Genomic DNA, 19585 nt, shown 5'->3' on the forward strand with positions numbered 1-19585 from the left:
AACTCTATGTTCTGACAGGCGTTTTACCCACGCAAAAAACAAGTGACATAAAGCTAGCACGACCAAAGGCAACTTTACACCGTCTGTCGCATTTGCCAGGGGCAAATACCTGCACGATACCGCCCGATCTGCGTGAATCACGCATCGACCATGGCCATGGCTGCCTCCACGTCAACTGCAACAAGACGTGAACAACCTGGTTCATGCATGGTCACGCCCATCAATTGATCGGCCATTTCCATGGCAATCTTGTTATGGGTGATGTAGATGAACTGCACGGTTTCACTCATTTCCTTGACCAGGCGGGCATAACGCCCGACGTTGGCGTCGTCCAGCGGTGCGTCGACTTCGTCGAGCATGCAGAACGGCGCCGGGTTCAACTTGAAGATGGCAAACACCAGCGCCAGGGCAGTGAGTGCTTTCTCGCCGCCGGACAGCAAATGGATGGTGCTGTTCTTCTTGCCCGGCGGGCGCGCCATGATCGTTACCCCAGTATCGAGTAAATCTTCGCCCGTCAGTTCCAGATAAGCGCTGCCGCCACCGAAAACTTTTGGGAAAAGTGCCTGTAATCCGGCATTTATCTGATCAAAGGTATCCTTGAAGCGGTTGCGGGTTTCCTTGTCGATCTTGCGGATGACGTTCTCGAGGGTCTCCAGCGCTTCTACAAGATCGGCGTTTTGCGCATCCAGATAACGCTTGCGCTCGGACTGCTGCTCGTATTCTTCGATGGCCGCGAGGTTGATCGCGCCCAGGCGCTGGATGCGCGCCTCGACCTGCTCAAGCTCCTGTTCGCAGCCTTGCTCGCTGGCATCGGCCTCAAGGGTGTCGAGCACCCCCTGAAGATCGTAGCCGTCGGCGAGCAATTGTTCCTGCAAGGTCGTGCGCCGCACATCCAGGCCCTGGGACTCCAGGCGCTGCTGTTCCAGCTGGCCGCGCAGCATCTGCGCCTGTTGCTCGGCCTGGGTGCGGCGGCGCTCGGCGTCGCGCAGCTCACGGTCGGCTTCGTCCATGTGCAGGCGCGCCTGGCGCATTTCTTCGTCCACGCCCATGCGCCGTTCCAGCAGCTCTTCGAGCTTCAGGCGCAGTTCTTCGAGCGGGGCCTCGCCCTCTTCGAGGTTCAGGCTCAGTTGCTCCTGGCGCTCGCTCAGGCGCGCGGCCTGCTGCTCCAGGCGCTCCAGGGCCTGGCGGGTGGAATCGTGCTGGGCACGCAGCGAACCCAGGCGCACGGCCAACTGGTGGGCGTGGTCCTTGTGCTGGCGGGCCTCCTGGCGCACCCGATCGAGGCCTTCACGCAGGGTGTCGCGGCGGGCCATCAGTTGCTCGCGCTGCTCGGTGTGCTGGGCCATCAGCTCCAGGGCTTCCTGCAGCAGCAGGCGGGCCTCGCCCAACTGCTCGTGCTCGATGGCGCGCTGCTCCTGCAGCTCGGCGAGTTCTTCCTGCAGGCGCCGGCGGCGCAGCTCGAGCTGCTCGGCACGGGCACGGCCGGCAGACAGCCGCGCCTTCAGCTCGCCATGCCGGCGGCCTTCGTCCTGGCCCTGGCGGCGCAGTTGTTCGCGCTGTTCTTCATGCTCGAGCTGCTGCTCGCGCAGGCGCTGCAACTGCGCGTCCAACTGCTCGAGCAGCGCTTGCTGCTCCAGTTGCTCCTCGCCCAGGCGCTCGATTTCCTGACCGCGGGCCAGCACCCCGCCCTGGGACTCACCACCGCGGCTGACCCGCAAAAAGTGCCGACCAACCCAGTAGCCATCACGGCTGACCAGGCTCTGGCCGTCAGCCAGCGAGGCACGCTGGGCCAGCGCCTGCTCGAGGTTTTCCACCGGCCGCACCTGGCCCAGCCACGGCGACAGGTCAGTACGCCCCTCGACCTTGTCCAGCAGGCTGCCGGCGATACGCGTGCCCTCACCCGCCCCCAGCAGCAGGCGCAGTTCGCCCTGCTCCAGCTGGTTGAAATCCAGGTTGGCGAAGTCATCCAGCAACACAGCCTGCAAATCGGCGCCAAGCACGGTCTCGACCGCCAGCTCCCAACCGGGCTCGACCCGCAGCCCTTCGGCAAGCCGCGGGCGCTGCTCAAGCCCCTGGCCGCGCAGCCAGTCGGCGGCGCCGGCACCTGGCTCGAGGGCGGCCTGCTGCAAGGCCTCGAGGGAGGCCAGGCGGCCGCCCAGGCGTTGCAGGTCGCCTTGCTGTTGCTGCTGGGCCTGGCTTGCCTGCTGCAATTGCTCGCGCACGCCTTCCAGTTGCTCGACCACCTGCTGTTCTTGCAGGTGCAACTCTTCGAGCAGCATTTCGCTGCTGGCCAGTTGCTCGGCCAGCTCGACGGTTTCGGCGCCCTGCGGGTCGGCGCCCAGTTGCTCGCCTTCTTCGCCCAGCTTGCGCTGGCGTTCGGCCAGGCGCTCCAGGCTGCTTTCCAGCTGCGCCAGGCGCGCCTGCTGCACTTCGGCCTGGCGGCGCGGCTCGGCGGAGCGGGTGTTGAAGCTGTCCCACTGCTCCTGCCAGCCGTGCATGCCCAGCTCGGCTTCTTCCAGCGTGGCGGCGGCCTCTTCGGCGGCGGCGAGGGTCAGCTCCTGCTCGGGCTCGATCATCGCCAGCTCTTCGCCGAGGGTGGCCAGCAGGGTGCGGTCATGGCCCAGGTGCGATTCGGTTTCCAGGCGGGTGCGCTCGGCCTCTTTCAGGTCGTCCTGCAACTGGCGCAGGCGCTGCTGGCCGTGCTGGATGCTCTGCTCCACCCGGGCGATATCGCCGGCCACCGAATAGAAGCGGCCCTGCACCTGGTTGAAGCGCTCGGACAGCTCATGATGGCCATCGCGCAGGCGCTCGATGCTGGCATCGGCGTTGCGCTGCTCGGCCACCAGCGCCTCGAAGGCTACCTCCTGGTCGCCAATCACCGTTTCGCGCTGGCGCACGCGCGCGTCCAGGTCGCGCCAGCGCAAGGCCGACAGGCGCGCCTTGAGCTGGCGTTCCTGGGCCTTGTACTCGCGGTACTTCTCGGCGGCCTGGGCCTGGCGCTGCAAGCGTTCGAGCTGGCGCTCGAGCTCTTCGCGCAGGTCGGTCAGGCGGGCGAGGTTCTCCTGGGTGCGGCGGATGCGGTTCTCGGTCTCGCGGCGGCGCTCCTTGTACTTGGATATGCCGGCCGCCTCCTCGATGAAGTTGCGCAGCTCTTCGGGCTTGGCTTCGATCAGCTTGCTGATCATGCCCTGCTCGATGATCGAATAGCTGCGCGGGCCCAGGCCGGTGCCGAGGAAGATGTCGGTAATGTCGCGGCGCCGGCACTTGGTGCCGTTGAGGTAGTAGGTGTTCTGCGCGTCGCGGGTGACCTTGCGGCGGATCGAGATCTCGGCGTAGGCGGCGTACTCGCCCACCAGGGTGTTGTCGCTGTTGTCGAACACCAGCTCGATGCTGGCTTGGCTGACCGGCTTGCGGCTGGTGGAGCCGTTGAAGATCACGTCGGTCATCGACTCGCCGCGCAGGTTCTTCGCCGAGCTTTCGCCCATCACCCAGCGCACCGCGTCGATGATGTTGGACTTGCCGCAGCCGTTGGGGCCCACCACGGCGGCCATGTTGCTGGGGAAGTTGACCGTGGTGGGGTCGACGAACGACTTGAACCCGGCCAGGCGAATGCATTTGAGGCGCATCGGTCAGGCCCGCGCCATGGCCGCCAGCACCAGCTCGCAACTGCGCTGGCAATAGGCGGCGAGTACCTCGCGAATACCCGCCAGGTCGCGGGCGACCACCACTTCGAGCAGGCGCGCGAACAGGCTGAGGTAATCGTCCATGTTGGCCTGGCGCTGGTCCAGCGCCAGGTAATAGGCGCGGCTCATGGCCGGGTGCAGGTTCTCGACGGTTTCCTGCAGGTACGGGTTGTTGGCGAACGGGTAGGCGGCGCGCATCACCGCAAAACTGTCGGCGACGAAGGCTTCGATATCACCACGGGCATGGGCCTGCTGCAGGCGCTGCTGGATCTCCAAAAACGGGCGCAGGTCGGCCTCGAGGCGCCAATGTTGGGCAACTGCGTTACCCAGCAGGATGTAAAGCTCGCCCATCAGCGTGCACAGGCTGCGGATGTTGTGCTCGTCCAGCTCGGTCACGTGGGCACCACGGCGCGGCAGGATCGCCACCAGGTGGCGGCGTTCGAGGATCAGCAGCGCCTCGCGCACCGAACCGCGGCTGACGTTGAGGGCCTGGGTGACCTTCTGCTCCTGGATGCGCTCGCCGGGCGCGAGTTCGCCGCGGATGATCCGCTCGGCCAGGTAGTGGGCTATCTGCTCGGAGAGGCTGTCCGGCGCCTTGAACGTCATGGTTTTCCTTCAAAATCGGGAGGCTATGCACAAGCGCGCGATTGTAGCGCACTTGCTGCTTGCGCGAGGCGCTTTGTGTGACCGCAAGGTCAACCTTTGCGCCCGGCCCGAACTATGCTTGGGAAAAGGCACATTGCGGCGGTTCGGGCGGCGCTCGGGCAGATTCCTGACCTTTGAGTCAAAAATTTATTGACCACGGGGTCAGGGGTTGCTTAGAGTCCGCCGGAACAACAATAAAACCATTGCGAGGCCTTCCCCGTGATCCAGTTTCTCGTCAACCAGGCGCTGCACAGCGAGCACGCCCTGGACCCGAACATGACGGTGCTGCAGTACCTGCGCGAGCACCTGGGCAAACCCGGCACCAAGGAAGGCTGCGCCAGCGGCGACTGCGGTGCCTGCACCGTGGTGGTGGGCGAGCGGGTGCTGGACGAGCTGGGCAACGACAGCCTGCGCTACCGCAGCCTCAACTCTTGCCTGACGTTCGTCTCCGCCCTGCACGGCAAGCAACTGATCAGCGTCGAAGGCCTCAAGCACCAGGGCGAGCTGCACAGCGTGCAAAAGGCCATGGCCGATTGCCATGGCTCGCAATGCGGTTTTTGCACCCCGGGCTTTGTAATGTCGCTGTTCGCCCTGCAGAAGAACAGCCAGGGCCACGACCTGCACCAGGCCCAGGAAGCCCTGGCCGGCAACCTGTGCCGCTGCACCGGCTACCGGCCGATCCTCGAGGCCGCCGAACAAAGCTGCGCCCGTCCCTGCCAGGACCAGTTCGACGCACAACAAGCGCAGACCATCGCCCGCCTGAAGGCCATCGCCCCGCAGCAAACCGGCGAGCTGAACACTGGCGACAAGCGCTGCCTGGTGCCACTGACCGTGGCCGACCTTGCCGACCTGTACAGCTCGCACCCAGAAGCGCGCCTGCTGGCCGGCGGCACCGACCTGGCCCTGGAAGTCACGCAGTTCCACAAGACCCTGCCGGTGATGATCTACGTCGGCCACGTGGCCGAGCTCAAGCGCATCGACAAGACCGCCACCCACCTGGAGATCGGCGCCGCCACCCCGTTAACCGACTGCTACGGCGCGCTCAACCAAGAGTACCCCGACTTCGGCGCCCTGCTGCACCGCTTCGCCTCGCTGCAGATCCGCAATCAGGGCACCTTGGGCGGCAACATCGGCAATGCCTCGCCGATCGGCGACTCGCCGCCCCTGCTGATCGCCCTGGATGCGCAGATCGTGCTGCGCCAGGGCGAGCGCCAGCGCACCCTGGCGCTGGAGGATTACTTCATCGACTACCGCGTCACCGCACGCCAGGACAGCGAGTTCATCGAGAAGGTCATAGTGCCGCGCGCCAGCAACGCCTGGACGTTCCGCGCCTACAAGGTTTCCAAGCGCCTGGACGATGATATTTCTGCAGTATGCGCCGCCTTCAACCTGCACCTGGAAAACGGCCTGGTCAGTGACGTGCGCCTGGCCTTCGGCGGCATGGCGGCCATCCCCAAACGCGCCCGCGCCTGTGAGGCCGAGCTGCGCGGCAAGCCCTGGACCCAGGCCAGCATCGAGCGAGCCTGCCAGGCCCTGGCCGAAGACTTCACCCCGCTCAGCGACTTCCGTGCCAGCCGCGAATACCGCCTGCTGACCGCGCAAAACCTGCTGCGCAAGTACTTCATCGAACTGCAATCGCCGCACATCGAAACCCGGGTGACCGCTTATGTCTAACCATCACGCCGTCAAGAGCCAGGCCGAAATGGCCGCACTGTTCAGCCAGGACCTGACCACCGGAGTCGGCCGCAGCCTCAAGCACGACAGCGCCGACAAACATGTAGCGGGCGAAGCGGTGTACATCGACGACCGCCTGGAATTCCCCAACCAGCTGCACGTGTATGCGCGCACCGCCGACCGCGCCCATGCACGCATCCTGCGCATCGACACCAACCCCTGCTACCAGTTCGAGGGGGTGCGCATCGCCATCACCCACGAGGATATTCCGGGCCTGAAAGACATAGGCCCGGTGGTGGCCGGCGACCCGCTGCTGGCCATCGACAAGGTCGAGTTCTTCGGCCAGCCGGTGCTCGCCGTGGCCGCCCGCGACCTGGACACTGCGCGCCGCGCGGCCATGGCTGCAATCGTCGAGTACGAGGACCTGGAGCCAGTGCTGGATGTGGTCGATGCGCTGCGCAAGAAGCACTTCGTGCTCGACAGCCACACCCACCAGCGCGGCGACTCTGCCGCCGCCTTGGCCAGCGCCCCGCACCGCATCCAGGGCAGCCTGCATATTGGTGGCCAGGAACACTTCTACCTCGAGACCCAGATCAGCTCGGTGATGCCCGGCGAAGACGGCGGCATGATCGTCTACTGCTCCACGCAAAACCCCACCGAGGTGCAAAAGCTGGTGGCCGAGGTGCTGGATGTACCCATGCACAAGATCGTCGTCGACATGCGTCGCATGGGCGGTGGCTTTGGCGGCAAGGAAACCCAGGCCGCCAGCCCCGCGTGCCTGTGCGCGGTGATCGCGCGCCTGACCGGCCAGCCGACCAAGATGCGCCTGCCGCGGGTCGAGGACATGATGATGACCGGTAAGCGCCACCCGTTCTACGTCGAGTACGACGTGGGCTTTGACGACACGGGCCGGCTGCACGGCATCAACTTCGACCTGGCCGGCAACTGCGGCTACTCGCCGGACCTGTCCGGCTCGATCGTCGACCGCGCCATGTTCCACTCCGACAACGCCTACTACCTGGGCGATGCCACCGTGCACGGCCACCGCTGCAAGACCAACACCGCCTCCAACACCGCCTACCGCGGCTTTGGCGGCCCGCAAGGCATGGTGGCCATCGAGCAGGTGATGGACCACATCGCCCGCCACCTGACGCTGGACCCGCTGGCGGTGCGCAAGGCCAACTACTACGGCAAGACCGAACGCAACGTCACTCACTACTACCAGACCGTCGAGCACAACATGCTCGAAGAGATGACCGCCGACCTTGAAGCCAGCAGCGACTACTTCGAGCGCCGCGAGTCGATCCGCCGCTTCAACGCCAACAGCCCGGTGCTGAAAAAAGGCCTGGCGCTGACCCCGGTAAAATTCGGCATCTCGTTCACCGCTACCTTCCTCAACCAGGCAGGTGCATTGATTCACATCTATACCGACGGCAGCATCCACCTCAACCACGGCGGCACCGAGATGGGCCAGGGCCTGAACACCAAGGTGGCGCAGGTGGTGGCGCAGGTGTTCCAGGTGGACTTCGAGCGTATCCAGATCACCGCCACCAACACCGACAAGGTGCCCAATACCTCGCCCACCGCCGCCTCCAGCGGCGCCGACCTGAACGGCAAGGCGGCGCAGAACGCGGCCGAAATTCTCAAGAAACGCCTGACCGAGTTCGCCGCCCGGCACTTCAACGTGACCGAGGAAGACATCGAGTTCCGCAACGGCCATGTGCGCGCCCGCGACCAGATCGTCAGCTTCGAGCAGCTGGTGCAGCAGGCCTACTTCGCCCAGGTGTCGCTGTCGACCACAGGCTTCTACCGCACCCCGAAGATCTTCTACGACCGTAGCCAGGCCCGTGGCCGGCCGTTCTACTACTACGCCTTCGGCGCCGCCTGTGTGGAAGTGATCGTCGACACCCTGACCGGCGAGTACAAGATGCTGCGCGCCGACATCCTGCACGATGTGGGCGACTCGCTGAACCCGGCCATCGACATCGGCCAGGTGGAAGGCGGCTTCATCCAGGGCATGGGCTGGCTGACCACCGAGGAGCTGGTGTGGAACGCCAAGGGCAAGCTGATGACCAGCGGCCCGGCCAGCTACAAGATCCCGGCGGTGGCCGACATGCCGATCGATATGCGGGTGAAGCTGGTGGAAAACCGCAAGAACCCCGAGGACACGGTGTTCCATTCCAAGGCCGTGGGCGAGCCGCCGTTCATGCTCGGCATCGCTGCCTGGTGCGCGATCAAGGATGCGGTGGCGAGCATCGCCGACTACCGCGTGCAACCGAACATCGACGCGCCGTCGACGCCGGAGCGGGTACTGTGGGGCTGCGAGCAGATGCGCAAGGCGGTGGCTGCGGCGCAGCCTGCGGAGCCCGAACTGGAAACCGTCACCCACTGACACCGCGCCCCCTCTGTAAGAGCGGCCTTGTGCCGCGAAAGGGTCGCGCAGCGGCCCCAGGATCTGTGCAGCAATGAAGATTTTTGGGGCTGCCGTGCAGCCCTTTCGCGGCACAAGGCCGCTCCTACAGGGGAACGAGGAGGATTGAAGACATGCACCAATGGATCAACGCCCTCGCCGACCATCAAGCCCGCGGCGAACCCTGCGTGCTGGTGACCATCATCGAAGAGCGCGGCTCCACCCCGCGCAACGCCGGCTCCAAAATGGTCGTCAGCGCCAGCGCGCTGTACGACACCATCGGCGGCGGCCACCTGGAGTTCAAGGCACTGCACATCGCCCGGCAGATGCTCGAAGAGCACCGCCACACCCCGCACCTGGAGCGCTTCAGCCTCGGTGCCAGCCTGGGCCAGTGCTGTGGCGGCGTCACCGTGCTGCTGTTCGAACCCATGACCGGGGTGCAGGCCGAAATCGCCGTGTTCGGCGCGGGCCATGTCGGCCGCGCTCTGGTACCCTTGCTCGCCGCCCTGCCCTGCCGGGTGCGCTGGATCGATTCGCGCGAGCAGGAGTTCCCCGAGCACATCCCCAAAGGGGTGAGCAAAATCGTCAGCGAAGAGCCGGTGGACGAAATCGCCGAGCTGCCGGCCGGCAGCTACTGCATCGTCATGACCCACAACCATGCGCTCGACCTGGAACTCACCGCCGCCATTCTCAAGCGCAACGACTTCACCTGGTTCGGCCTGATCGGCTCGAAGACCAAGCGCGTCAAGTTCGAGCACCGCCTGCGCGAGCGCGGCTTCGAAGATGCCCTGCTGGCGCGCATGCGCTGCCCCATGGGCCTGGCCGAGGTCAAAGGCAAGCTGCCGATCGAGATCGCCGTGTCCATCGCCGCCGAGATCATTGCCACCTACAACGCCTGCTTTGGCCAGCACGACGCTGGCGCCAATGCAGGCCCCATTGCCCAGTTGCTGCCGCCTTCCCGGCGCAGCCAAGCCCTCTGACGAGCGTATTCAATGACCGCTACACGCAAAGCCTACCGCGCCGCCATCCTGCACAGCATCGCCGACCCCGCCGAAGTGGGCCTGGATGCCTCGCAGCAATACTTCGAGGACGGCCTGCTGGTGATCGACGACGGCCGCATCAGCGCCGTCGGCCATGCCAGCGAGCTGCTGCCCACCCTGGCTGCCGACATCGAAGTGCTGCATTACCAGGACGCGCTGATCACCCCAGGCTTCATCGACACCCATATCCACTTCCCGCAGACCGGCATGATCGGCTCCTACGGCGAGCAGTTGCTGGACTGGCTGAACACCTACACCTTCCCCTGCGAGAAGCAGTTCGCCGACAAGGCCCACGCCGACCAGGTGGCGAAGATCTTCATCGAGGAGCTGCTGCGCAACGGCACCACCACCGCCTTGGTATTCGGCAGCGTGCACCCCGAGTCGGTCAACGCCCTGTTCGAGCAGGCCCAGCGCCTGGACCTGCGGATGATCGCCGGCAAGGTGATGATGGACCGCAACGCCCCGGACTACCTGACCGACACGGCTGAATCGAGCTACCGCGAGAGCAAGGCGTTGATCCAGCGCTGGCACGGCAAGGGCCGCCTGCACTATGCCGTGACCCCGCGCTTTGCCCCCACCAGCACCCCGGAGCAGTTGAGCGTGGCCGGCCAGTTGCTCAAGGAGCACCCGGGCGTATACATGCACACCCACCTGTCGGAGAACCTCAAGGAGATCGACTGGGTAAAAGAGCTGTTCCCCGAGCAGAACGGCTACCTGGACGTGTACGACCACTTCGAGCTGCTGGGCGAGCGCTCGGTGTTCGCCCATGGCGTGCACCTGTGCGACAGCGAATGCCAGCGCCTGGCCGAGACAGGTTCGGCCATCGCCTTCTGCCCCACCTCCAACCTGTTCCTCGGCAGCGGCCTGTTCAACCTGCCCCAGGCCGAGCGCCACAAGGTCAACGTGGGCCTGGGCACCGACGTGGGCGCCGGCACCAGCTTCTCGCTGCTGAACACGCTGAACGAGGCGTACAAGGTGATGCAGATGCAGGGCGCGCGCCTGCACCCGTTCAAGTCGCTGTACCTTGCCACCCTCGGCGGCGCCCGCGCGCTGCGCCTGGACGACCGCATCGGCAGCCTGCGCCCGGGCAACGATGCCGACTTCGTGGTGCTGGACTACAAGGCCACGCCGCTGCTGGACTACCGCATTCAGCAATCCAAAAGCATCGAAGAGACCCTGTTCGTGCTGACCACCCTGGGCGATGACCGCACCGTGCGCGAAACCTACGCTGCAGGGCGTTGCGTGCACAAACGCTGATCAGCGCCCTCCCTGTGGGAACAACTGTCTTGTGCTGCCTGTACTGGCCTCATCGCCGGCAAGCCGGCTCATAGAACAAACTACAACTTATTGATTTGACACGGTCCCGGTGGGAAGCGGCCTTGTGTCGCGATGGGGCGCGCAGCGCCCCCTGGATATGCCTGCTATACGTTGAAATTCTGGGGGCCGCTACGCGCCCCATCGCGACACAAGGCCGCTTCCCACAGGGATCGCGTCAGCTTTCAGAAATTGGGCAAAGCAGTTGCCCCCACAGAGGCCGCTCCTACAGGGAGCAACGCAGGCCCTGAGGCCGGGGCAAACGATCAACCCTTGAGCGAAGCCTTGGGCTTTTTCAGCAGATGGGAGAACACCGCATGCAGGTCGTCCGAGGCGCTTTCTTCGTCCAGGTTGAGCTTGCTGTCGATGTGGTCCATGTGGTGCATCATCAGGCTCACCGCCTGCTGCGCGTCACGCGCCTCGATGGCGTCGATCAGTTGCATGTGTTCATCGTACGAGCAGTGCGAACGGTTGCCGCTTTCGTATTGGGCGATGATCAGCGAGGTTTGCGACACCAGGCTGCGCTGAAAGCTCACCAGGGGTGCGTTGCCGGCAGCTTCGGCCAGCTTGAGGTGGAACTCGCCGGACAGGCGAATGCCGGCGCCACGGTCGCCACGGGAGAAGCTGTCACGCTCCTCGCGGACCATCTGGCGCAGTTCTTCCAGCTGCTCGCGGGTGGCGTGCTGCACGGCAAGTTCGGTGATGGCGCGCTCGACCATGCGCCGCGAGAAGAACACCTGGCGCGCTTCTTCAACCGTAGGGCTGGCCACCACCGCACCGCGGTTGGGGCGCAGCAATACCACGCTTTCGTGGGCCAGGCGCGACAGGGCGCGGCGGATGATGGTGCGGCTGACGCCAAAGATTTCGCCCAGCGCTTCCTCGCTCAATTTGGTGCCCGGGGCAAGGCGCTGCTCGAGAATGGCCTCGAAGATGTGCGCATAGACGATGTCGTCCTGGGTACCGCTGCGGCCGGCCTTGCCAATGCGCGCAGGTTTTTTCAGAGGTTGCAGCTGTTCGTTCATGGGCTCTCGAGCACGAAGGATCTGCCAGTCGGACCGTGACTGTAACGCCTGTCGACGGGTGGGTGGCAAGTCCGGAAGTTGGTAATAGGCCAAGGTATGGCGCCATTGTACACAGGCTGACCCGTTTCTGCAGGTGGCCTTTTACCTATATAGCCGTTGTACGGCGGTTTTTGCACGGGAAAGATAAAACATTATTTGCATTCTTTGTACACAAAAGCATAATCCTCCGAGCAACTTACTGACCCAAAAGTCAACAAACTGGTCGGTTGTCTGCCACACCCCTCCCACGAAGCCCCCAAGTGCATCGCTCAGGACCAGGCTTCGATAAAACAAGAAAGACTTGAGGAGTACTCGCTGTGGAAAGCCGCAAATCCGAAGCCCCTACGCTGGATCTTGCCCCACCGCTCGAAACGAGCTGGCTGGAGCGGATTTTCAAACTCAAGCAACACGGCAGCACCGTAAAGACCGAACTGATCGCCGGGGTGACCACCTTCATCACCATGGCCTACATCATCTTCGTCAACCCCAACATCATGGCCGATGCCGGTATCGACCATGGCGCAGCGTTCGTCGCCACCTGCATCGCCGCCGCCCTCGGCTGCCTGCTGATGGGCCTGTACGCCAACTGGCCGGTGGGGTTGGCGCCGGGCATGGGGCTCAATGCGTTCTTCACCTACACCGTGGTCGGCACCATGGGCTACAACTGGGAAACGGCACTGGGGGCGGTGTTCGTCTCGGGTGTGCTGTTCATGTTCCTGACCCTGTCGAGGGTGCGCGAGTGGTTGCTCAACAGCATCCCGGTCAGCCTGCGCCATGCCATGGGGGCCGGGGTCGGCTTGTTCCTCGGGCTGATCGGCCTGAAGACCGCCGGTATCATCGTCGCCAGCCCGGCCACTCTGATCAAGCTGGGCTCGCTGCATGAGCCTGGGCCGCTGCTGGCAGCACTGTGCTTCTTGCTGATCGCCATCCTCAGCTACAAACGGGTGTTCGGCGCCATCCTCATCAGCATCATCGGCGTGACCCTGGCCGGTTGGGGCCTGGGGCTGGTCAAGTTCGGCGGGGTGATGTCGATGCCGCCGAGCCTGGCACCGACCTGGATGGCCATGGATGTGGCCGGCGTGTTCAACGTGAGCATGATCAGCGTGGTGCTGGCGTTCCTCTTCGTGCACATGTTCGACACCGCCGGCACCCTGATGGGCGTGGCCCAGCGCGCCAACCTGGTGGCACCGGACGGGCGTATCGAAAACCTGTCGCGGGCCTTGAAGGCCGACAGTGCTTCGAGCGTGTTTGGCGCGGTGGTGGGCGTGCCGCCGGTAACCAGCTATGTGGAAAGTGCTGCGGGTGTGGCGGCAGGCGGGCGTACTGGCCTGACTGCCGTGGTGGTGGGTTTGCTGTTCGTCGCGGCGATGTTCTTCGCCCCGCTGGCCGGCATGATCCCGGCCTACGCCACCGCTGGCGCGCTGATCTATGTGGCGATGTTGATGATGGGCAGCATGGCGCATATTCATTGGGATGACGCCACCGACAGCATCCCGGCGATCGTCACGGTGATCATGATGCCGCTGACCTTCTCGGTGGCCGACGGCATTGCCCTGGGCTTCATCAGTTACGTGGCGCTCAAGGCCGGTACCGGCAAGTACAAGGAGATCTCGGCCAGCCTGTGGGTGCTGTGCCTGATCTTCATTGCCAAGTTCGTGTTCCTTTGAGCTGAGCCGCTGCACAAGAAGGGCGCCATAGGCGCCCTTCTTTGTTGCCCTCAGCAAACCACGCACTTTCCCCGCCTGTAGGAGCGGCCTTGTGCCGCGAAAGGGCTGCAAGGCAGCCCCGGCAGTTTTGCATGATGCAGATATCCCGGGGCCGCTACGCGCCCCATTCGCGGCACAAGGCCGCTCCTACACAGGCCGCGCCAAGGCGACATGCCTTAAAGAAGCAGCCCGCACAAAAACTACAGACGAAAAAAAGCCCGCCAGTGTGAGAGCGGGCCAAGGACCTACGAAGATTCTTCTAGCGACCAACTAGCTTCCACGGTAGGTCGAGTAACTGTACGGCGAGATCAACAGCGGCACGTGGTAGTGCTCCTGCTGCTCGTCGATGCCAAAGCGCAGCACCACCACGTCGAGGAACGCGGCATCCGGCAACGCCACGCCTTTGGCGCGGTAGTAGGCGCCAGCGCTGAACTGCAGCTGGTAAACGCCGGTACGATAGTCATCACCCTGCAGCAGCGGCGCGTCGACGCGGCCATCGCTGTTGGTCAGGGCGGTGTTCACCAGCTCCAGCTGCTGGCCTTCGACACGGTACAGCTCGACCTTGATCGAGCTGCCCGGGCAGCCATGCGCGGCATCCAGTATGTGTGTAGTCAAACGTCCCATTTGCTTGTCGCCTCTTGTCGTATGCGTGGGCAAAAAATACACGCCAGCCACCGGGCGCACTGCCCGTGGTGGGTGGGAATGGGGCCATTAAGACAGTTTCCCGATAAATTGTACACAATTTTTTGAACCCTTCTGTCTTCCGCCCCAGCCCTGCCCCACAACGGTGCCAACAGTCGCAAATACAGGCCCGGTGCTGGCGCAATCGTGCTTAGCTGACCAATCAGGCAGGTTTCTTGCAATGCTTTTCAGCCTGACCGACGGGAAGAAATGCTGAAAAACAGGCTTACAAATGATTTCAGAAGTTGTATACAATCACCCCATCCGGTGGTGCGACATCCCGACGCGGCCCGCCCACCACCCGCACTAACGTACAAGAAGGAAGACTGCAGTGAGCGCTGACTACCCTCGCGACCTGATCGGTTACGGCAACAACCCACCTCATCCGCAATGGCCGGGGAATGCCCGCATTGCGCTGTCCTTCGTGCTCAACTACGAAGAAGGTGGCGAGCGCAACATTCTGCATGGCGATAAAGAGTCCGAAGCCTTCCTCTCTGAAATGGTCGCCGCCCAGCCGCTGCAGGGCGCGCGCAACATGAGCATGGAATCGCTCTACGAATACGGCAGCCGCGCAGGCGTCTGGCGCCTGCTCAAGCTGTTCAAGGACAGCGGCGTGCCGTTGACCATCTTCGCCGTGGCCATGGCCGCCCAGCGCCACCCCGACGTAATCCGCGCCATGGCCGAAGCCGGCCACGAGATCTGCAGCCACGGCTACCGCTGGATCGACTACCAGAACATGGACGAGGCCCAGGAGCGCGAGCACATGCTCGAGGCCATCCGCATCCTCACCGAACTCACCGGCGAGCGCCCGGTGGGCTGGTACACCGGCCGCACCGGCCCGAACACCCGCCGCCTGGTGATGGAGGAAGGTGGTTTCCTCTACGACAGCGACACCTACGACGACGACCTGCCCTACTGGGAGCCGAACAACCCCACCGGCAAGCCGCACCTGGTGATCCCCTACACCCTGGACACCAACGACATGCGCTTCACCCAGGTGCAGGGCTTCAACTGCGGCGAGCAGTTCTTCCAGTATTTGAAAGACGCCTTCGACGTGCTCTACGAAGAAGGCGCCGAAGCGCCGAAGATGCTCTCCATCGGCCTGCACTGCCGCCTGGTCGGCCGCCCGGCACGCCTGGCCGCGCTCAAGCGCTTCGTCGACTACGCCAAAAGCCACGACCAGGTCTGGTTCGCCCGTCGCGCGGATATCGCCCGCCACTGGCACGCCACCCACCCGTACAAGAAAGAGAACGCCTGATGACCGCCTTCACCACCCTCAAGCCCTCCACCCTGAGCCGCGCCGCCTTCGTCGAGGCCTTCGCCGACATCTACGAGCACTCGCCGTGGGTCGCCGAAAAAGCCTACGACCTGGGCCAGCTGGGTGAGCTGGACGAGATCGAGGCGCTGCACCAGCGCATGAGCGACATCCTGCTCAGCGCCAACCACGCAGACCAGCTGGCACTGATCAACGCTCACCCGGACCTCGCCGGCAAGGCCGCCGTGCAGGGCGAGCTGACCGAATCGAGCACCAACGAGCAGGCCGGCGCCGGTATCCACCAGTGCACCGCCGAGGAGTTCGCCCGCTTCACCGAACTGAACGACGCCTACAAGGCCAAGTTCAAGTTCCCGTTCATCATGGCGGTCAAGGGCAGCAACCGGCACCAGATCCTCGCCTCCTTCGAAAAACGCATCCACAACGATACCGATGCCGAGTTCAAGGAAGCCCTGGCGCAGATCAACCTGATTGCCCTGTTCCGCCTGCTGCAGCTTTGAGGACTGAGCGCCGCCGTGGCCCGAGTGCGTGACGCGTCCGCACCCAGGGCCTGGCCGGCAAGCCGGTCCACCCTATTTTGATAACAACGAACATAGAAGAGATAACCGCATGCGCACCCTGATGATCGAGCCCCTGACCAAAGAAGCCTTCGCCCCTTTCGGTGACGTGATCGAAACCGACGGCAGCGACCACTTCATGATCAACAACGGCTCGACCATGCGCTTTCACAAGCTCGCCACGGTCGAAACCGCCGAGCCTGAAGACAAGGCGATCATCAGCATCTTCCGCGCCGACGCGCTGGAAATGCCGCTGACCGTACGCATGCTGGAACGCCATCCGCTGGGCAGCCAGGCTTTCATCCCGCTGCTCGGCAACCCCTTTCTGATCGTGGTCGCGCCAGTTGGCGATGCACCTGTATCAGGCTTGGTCCGTGCCTTCCGCAGTAATGGCAGGCAGGGCGTTAATTACCATCGCGGCGTTTGGCACCACCCGGTGCTGACGATCGAAAAGCGGGATGACTTCCTGGTGGTTGATCGCAGTGGTTCTGGCAACAACTGCGATGAGCATTACTTCCCCGAGGAACAGATGTTGATCCTCAATCCCCACCAATAAGAAAAGGTCGGTCATTCAGGCTCGCCTGAAAGGTGACCGGCGAGAGGTACATACTGTGGAAGCACACCTTCACGAATGGCTGAACCTGAGCATTCGCTGGGTTCACATGATCACCGGTGTCGCCTGGATCGGTGCATCGTTCTACTTCGTCTGGCTGGAGAACCACCTGAACCGCAGCAACCCGCGCGATGGGTTGTCGGGTGACCTTTGGGCCATCCACGGTGGTGGTATCTACCACCTGGAAAAATACAAGCTCGCACCGCCGAAAATGCCCGAGAACCTGCACTGGTTCAAATGGGAAGCCTACTTCACCTGGATGTCCGGGATCGCCCTGCTGTGCGTGGTGTTCTACTGGAACCCGACCCTGTACCTGCTGGCACCCGGCAGCACCCTGAGCGGTGCCGAAGGCGTGGCCATCGGTATCGGTTCGCTGGTCGCCGGCTGGTTCATCTACGACTTCCTCTGCGACTCGCCCCTGGGCAAGCAACCGGCGCTGCTCGGTGGCGTACTGTTCGTGCTGATCATCGCTGCCTGCTTCGGCTTCAGCCTGGTGTTCAGCGGCCGCGGCGCCTACCTGCACACCGGTGCGATCATCGGCACCATCATGGTCGGTAACGTGTTCCGCATCATCATGCCGGCCCAGCGCCAGCTGGTGGCGGCGATCGAGAACAACCAGACCCCCGACCCGGTACTGCCGGCCAAGGGCCTGCTGCGCTCGCGTCACAACAACTACTTCACCCTGCCGGTGCTGTTCATCATGATCAGCAACCACTTCCCGAGCACCTACGGCAGCCAGTACAACTGGCTGATCCTGGCCGGCATTGCAGTCGCTGCGGTACTGATCCGCCACTACTTCAACACCCGCCACGACAGCAACAAGTACGCCTGGACCCTGCCGGTCGGCGCCCTGGCGATGATCTGCCTGGCCTACGTCACCGGCCCCAAGCCGCTGCCGACCGCCCCTGAGCAGGCCGCTGCCAAAGTCGAGTACCAGCCGCTGCCGGCCACTGCAGTCGGAGGCAAGACCGCCGCCCAACTGCGTGAAGAAGAAGCCGCCAAGGCCGCTGCCGCCCCTGCCGCCCCGGCAGAGCAGCCAGCCCAGGCCAGCGCCCAGCCGCCAGCCGGTGGCTTCGACAAGATCCACAACGTCATCCAGGAGCGCTGCACCGTGTGCCACTCGGCCAAGCCGACCAGCCCGCTGTTCAGTGCAGCCCCTGCCGGCGTGATGTTCGACACCCCGCAGCAGATCCAGGCCCAGGCCGCGCGCATTCAGGCGCAAGCGGTTGCCAGCCAGATCATGCCGCTGGGCAACATCACCCAGATGACCGTCGAGGAACGCAAGCTGGTAGGTGACTGGATCGCCAAAGGCGCCCAGGTCAACTGACTCCCAGGCAACCTGCTCACCTGTAGGAGCAGGCTTGTCTGCGATGAGGCCGGCACGTCCGGCCTCACTTTCAAGCTTCAAGCAACAAGCAAGCATCGAGCGTACGTCTTCACCCGGGAACCACAGCCTCCTTCGCCGGAGCCTGCCAGGTGAAGCCGCCCGCTTGGGTCCGAGAATAAAAACAAAACTCGAGGTGCTGCATGTCCGAGTCACCCAAGGCGTACATCCCTGTTGCGCCACCACGACAGCCCCTGCCCCTGTTCCAGCTGATCCTGGTAGGCCTGCAACACGTTCTGCTGATGTACGGCGGCGCCATCGCCGTGCCGCTGATCATCGGCCAGGCTGCGGGCCTGTCCCGCGAGGAAGTCGCCTTCCTGATCAACGCCGACCTGCTGGTCGCAGGCGTTGCCACCATCATCCAGTCCTTCGGTATCGGCCCGGTCGGCATTCGCATGCCGGTCATGATGGGCGCCAGCTTCGCCGCAGTCGGCAGCATGGTGGCCATGGCCGGCATGCCCGGCGTCGGCCTGCAGGGGATCTTCGGCGCGACCATCGCCGCCGGCTTCTTCGGCATGCTGATCGCGCCGTTCATGTCCAAGGTCGTACGCTTCTTCCCGCCGCTGGTGACCGGTACGGTCATCACCGCCATTGGCCTGTCGCTGTTCCCGGTAGCAGTCAACTGGGCCGGTGGCGGCCATGAAGCCGAAACCTTCGGCTCGCCGATCTACCTGATGGTTGCAGGCCTGGTGCTGGCCGTCATCCTGCTGATCAACCGCTTCATGCGTGGCTTCTGGGTCAACGTGTCGGTGCTGGTGGGCATGGGCCTGGGCTACGTGCTGGCCGGCTCCATCGGCATGGTCGACCTGTCGGGCCTTGGCGCTGCGCCTTGGCTGCAGGTGGTCACACCGCTGCACTTTGGCATGCCGACCTTCAGCCTGGCGCCGATCCTGTCGATGTGCCTGGTGGTGGTGATCATCTTCGTCGAGTCCACCGGCATGTTCCTGGCCCTGGGCAAGGTCACCGATCGCGAAGTCACCCCCGGGATGCTGCGCCGTGGCCTTCTGTGCGACGCCGGCGCGTCGTTCATCGCAGGCTTTTTCAACACCTTCACCCACTCCTCGTTCGCCCAGAACATCGGCCTGGTGCAGATGACCGGGGTGCGCTGCCGTTACGTCACGGTGATGGCCGGCGGGCTGCTGATCCTGCTCAGTCTGCTGCCCAAGGCGGCCTACCTGATCGCCTCGATCCCGCCTGCGGTACTGGGCGGCGCATCCATTGCCATGTTCGGCATGGTCACCGCCACCGGCATCAAGATCCTCCAGGAGGCCGACATCAGCGACCGCCGCAACCAGTTGCTGGTGGCGGTGAGCGTGGGCTTTGGCCTGATCCCGGTGGTACGCCCGGAGTTCTTCGCGCAGATGCCGCAGTGGATGGAGCCCATCACCCACAGTGGTATCGCCATGGCCACCCTCAGCGCCCTGGTGCTGAACCTGTTGTTCAACATCCTCGGCGGCGCCGAGCGCGCAGCGCATAACGACGCCTGTCACCAGCACTGAAGTCCCCTTTATCGCGGGGCAAGCCCGCTCCCACGTTGGATACAC

The 19585-nt window shown here is 64.1% G+C and carries 14 protein-coding genes; 10 read left to right on the top strand and 4 right to left on the bottom strand.

The features are described 5' to 3' along the window. Positions 1 to 137 precede the first annotated feature (137 nt). Both smc and KSS93_RS21290 read right to left on the bottom strand, forming a co-directional pair. Positions 138 to 3626, bottom strand: coding sequence for a chromosome segregation protein SMC (gene smc / locus KSS93_RS21285; protein ID WP_217885859.1), 3489 nt, complete (start codon positions 3624 to 3626; stop codon positions 138 to 140). Between the two features lie 3 nt (positions 3627 to 3629). After that, positions 3630 to 4289, bottom strand: a complete 660-nt coding sequence (locus tag KSS93_RS21290; RefSeq protein WP_217885860.1) for a GntR family transcriptional regulator — start codon at positions 4287 to 4289, stop codon at positions 3630 to 3632. A 258-nt stretch (positions 4290 to 4547) separates the two neighbouring features. Here KSS93_RS21290 and xdhA point away from each other — a divergent pair, with 258 nt between their 5' ends. From xdhA to guaD, 4 genes are all read left to right on the top strand, one after another. After that, positions 4548 to 6002, top strand: coding sequence for a xanthine dehydrogenase small subunit (gene xdhA / locus KSS93_RS21295; protein ID WP_217885861.1), 1455 nt, complete (start codon positions 4548 to 4550; stop codon positions 6000 to 6002). Beyond that, positions 5995 to 8394 (top strand): xanthine dehydrogenase molybdopterin binding subunit, encoded by a 2400-nt coding sequence (gene xdhB / locus KSS93_RS21300; RefSeq protein WP_217885862.1) that lies wholly within the window; start codon positions 5995 to 5997, stop codon positions 8392 to 8394. Before xdhA ends, xdhB begins: the two co-directional genes overlap by 8 nt. 152 nt (positions 8395 to 8546) lie before the next feature. After that, positions 8547 to 9392, top strand: coding sequence for a xanthine dehydrogenase accessory protein XdhC (gene xdhC, locus KSS93_RS21305; protein WP_217885863.1), 846 nt, complete (start codon positions 8547 to 8549; stop codon positions 9390 to 9392). A 12-nt stretch (positions 9393 to 9404) separates the two neighbouring features. Further along, on the top strand, positions 9405 to 10709 hold the full coding sequence (guaD, locus tag KSS93_RS21310; RefSeq protein WP_217885864.1) for a guanine deaminase: 1305 nt from the start codon (positions 9405 to 9407) through the stop codon (positions 10707 to 10709). A 323-nt stretch (positions 10710 to 11032) separates the two neighbouring features. Here the strand turns inward: guaD and KSS93_RS21315 are convergent, their stop codons facing one another. Further along, positions 11033 to 11788, bottom strand: coding sequence for a GntR family transcriptional regulator (locus KSS93_RS21315; RefSeq protein ID WP_217839581.1), 756 nt, complete (start codon positions 11786 to 11788; stop codon positions 11033 to 11035). 356 nt (positions 11789 to 12144) lie between these two features. Between KSS93_RS21315 and KSS93_RS21320 the strand changes: the two genes are divergently transcribed. Next, positions 12145 to 13494, top strand: coding sequence for an NCS2 family permease (locus KSS93_RS21320; protein ID WP_217885865.1), 1350 nt, complete (start codon positions 12145 to 12147; stop codon positions 13492 to 13494). A gap of 309 nt (positions 13495 to 13803) precedes the next feature. Here the strand turns inward: KSS93_RS21320 and uraH are convergent, their stop codons facing one another. Next, on the bottom strand, positions 13804 to 14157 hold the full coding sequence (uraH, locus tag KSS93_RS21325; protein WP_217885866.1) for a hydroxyisourate hydrolase: 354 nt from the start codon (positions 14155 to 14157) through the stop codon (positions 13804 to 13806). A gap of 388 nt (positions 14158 to 14545) precedes the next feature. Here uraH and puuE point away from each other — a divergent pair, with 388 nt between their 5' ends. The 5 genes from puuE (at position 14546) to KSS93_RS21350 (ending at position 19540) form a co-directional block, all read left to right on the top strand. Next, positions 14546 to 15472 carry an allantoinase PuuE gene (puuE, locus tag KSS93_RS21330; protein ID WP_217885867.1) on the top strand — a complete coding sequence of 309 codons (927 nt, stop codon included), beginning with the start codon at positions 14546 to 14548 and terminating at the stop codon, positions 15470 to 15472. After that, positions 15472 to 15987, top strand: coding sequence for a 2-oxo-4-hydroxy-4-carboxy-5-ureidoimidazoline decarboxylase (uraD, locus tag KSS93_RS21335; protein ID WP_217839585.1), 516 nt, complete (start codon positions 15472 to 15474; stop codon positions 15985 to 15987). The genes puuE and uraD overlap by 1 nt, the downstream gene beginning before the upstream one ends. Positions 15988 to 16096: 109 nt before the next feature. Continuing rightward, positions 16097 to 16600, top strand: a complete 504-nt coding sequence (locus KSS93_RS21340; protein WP_011532943.1) for an ureidoglycolate lyase — start codon at positions 16097 to 16099, stop codon at positions 16598 to 16600. 55 nt (positions 16601 to 16655) lie between these two features. After that, positions 16656 to 17984: a urate hydroxylase PuuD gene (locus KSS93_RS21345; protein WP_217885868.1), complete on the top strand. Its 1329-nt coding sequence runs from the start codon at positions 16656 to 16658 to the stop codon at positions 17982 to 17984. Between the two features lie 200 nt (positions 17985 to 18184). Continuing rightward, entirely contained in the window at positions 18185 to 19540 is a 1356-nt protein-coding gene (locus KSS93_RS21350) for a nucleobase:cation symporter-2 family protein (RefSeq protein WP_217885869.1), read from the top strand. The last annotated feature ends 45 nt before the right edge of the window (positions 19541 to 19585 follow it).

The organism is Pseudomonas xanthosomatis (assembly GCF_019139835.1).
Classification (GTDB): Bacteria; Pseudomonadota; Gammaproteobacteria; order Pseudomonadales; family Pseudomonadaceae; genus Aquipseudomonas; species Aquipseudomonas fakonensis.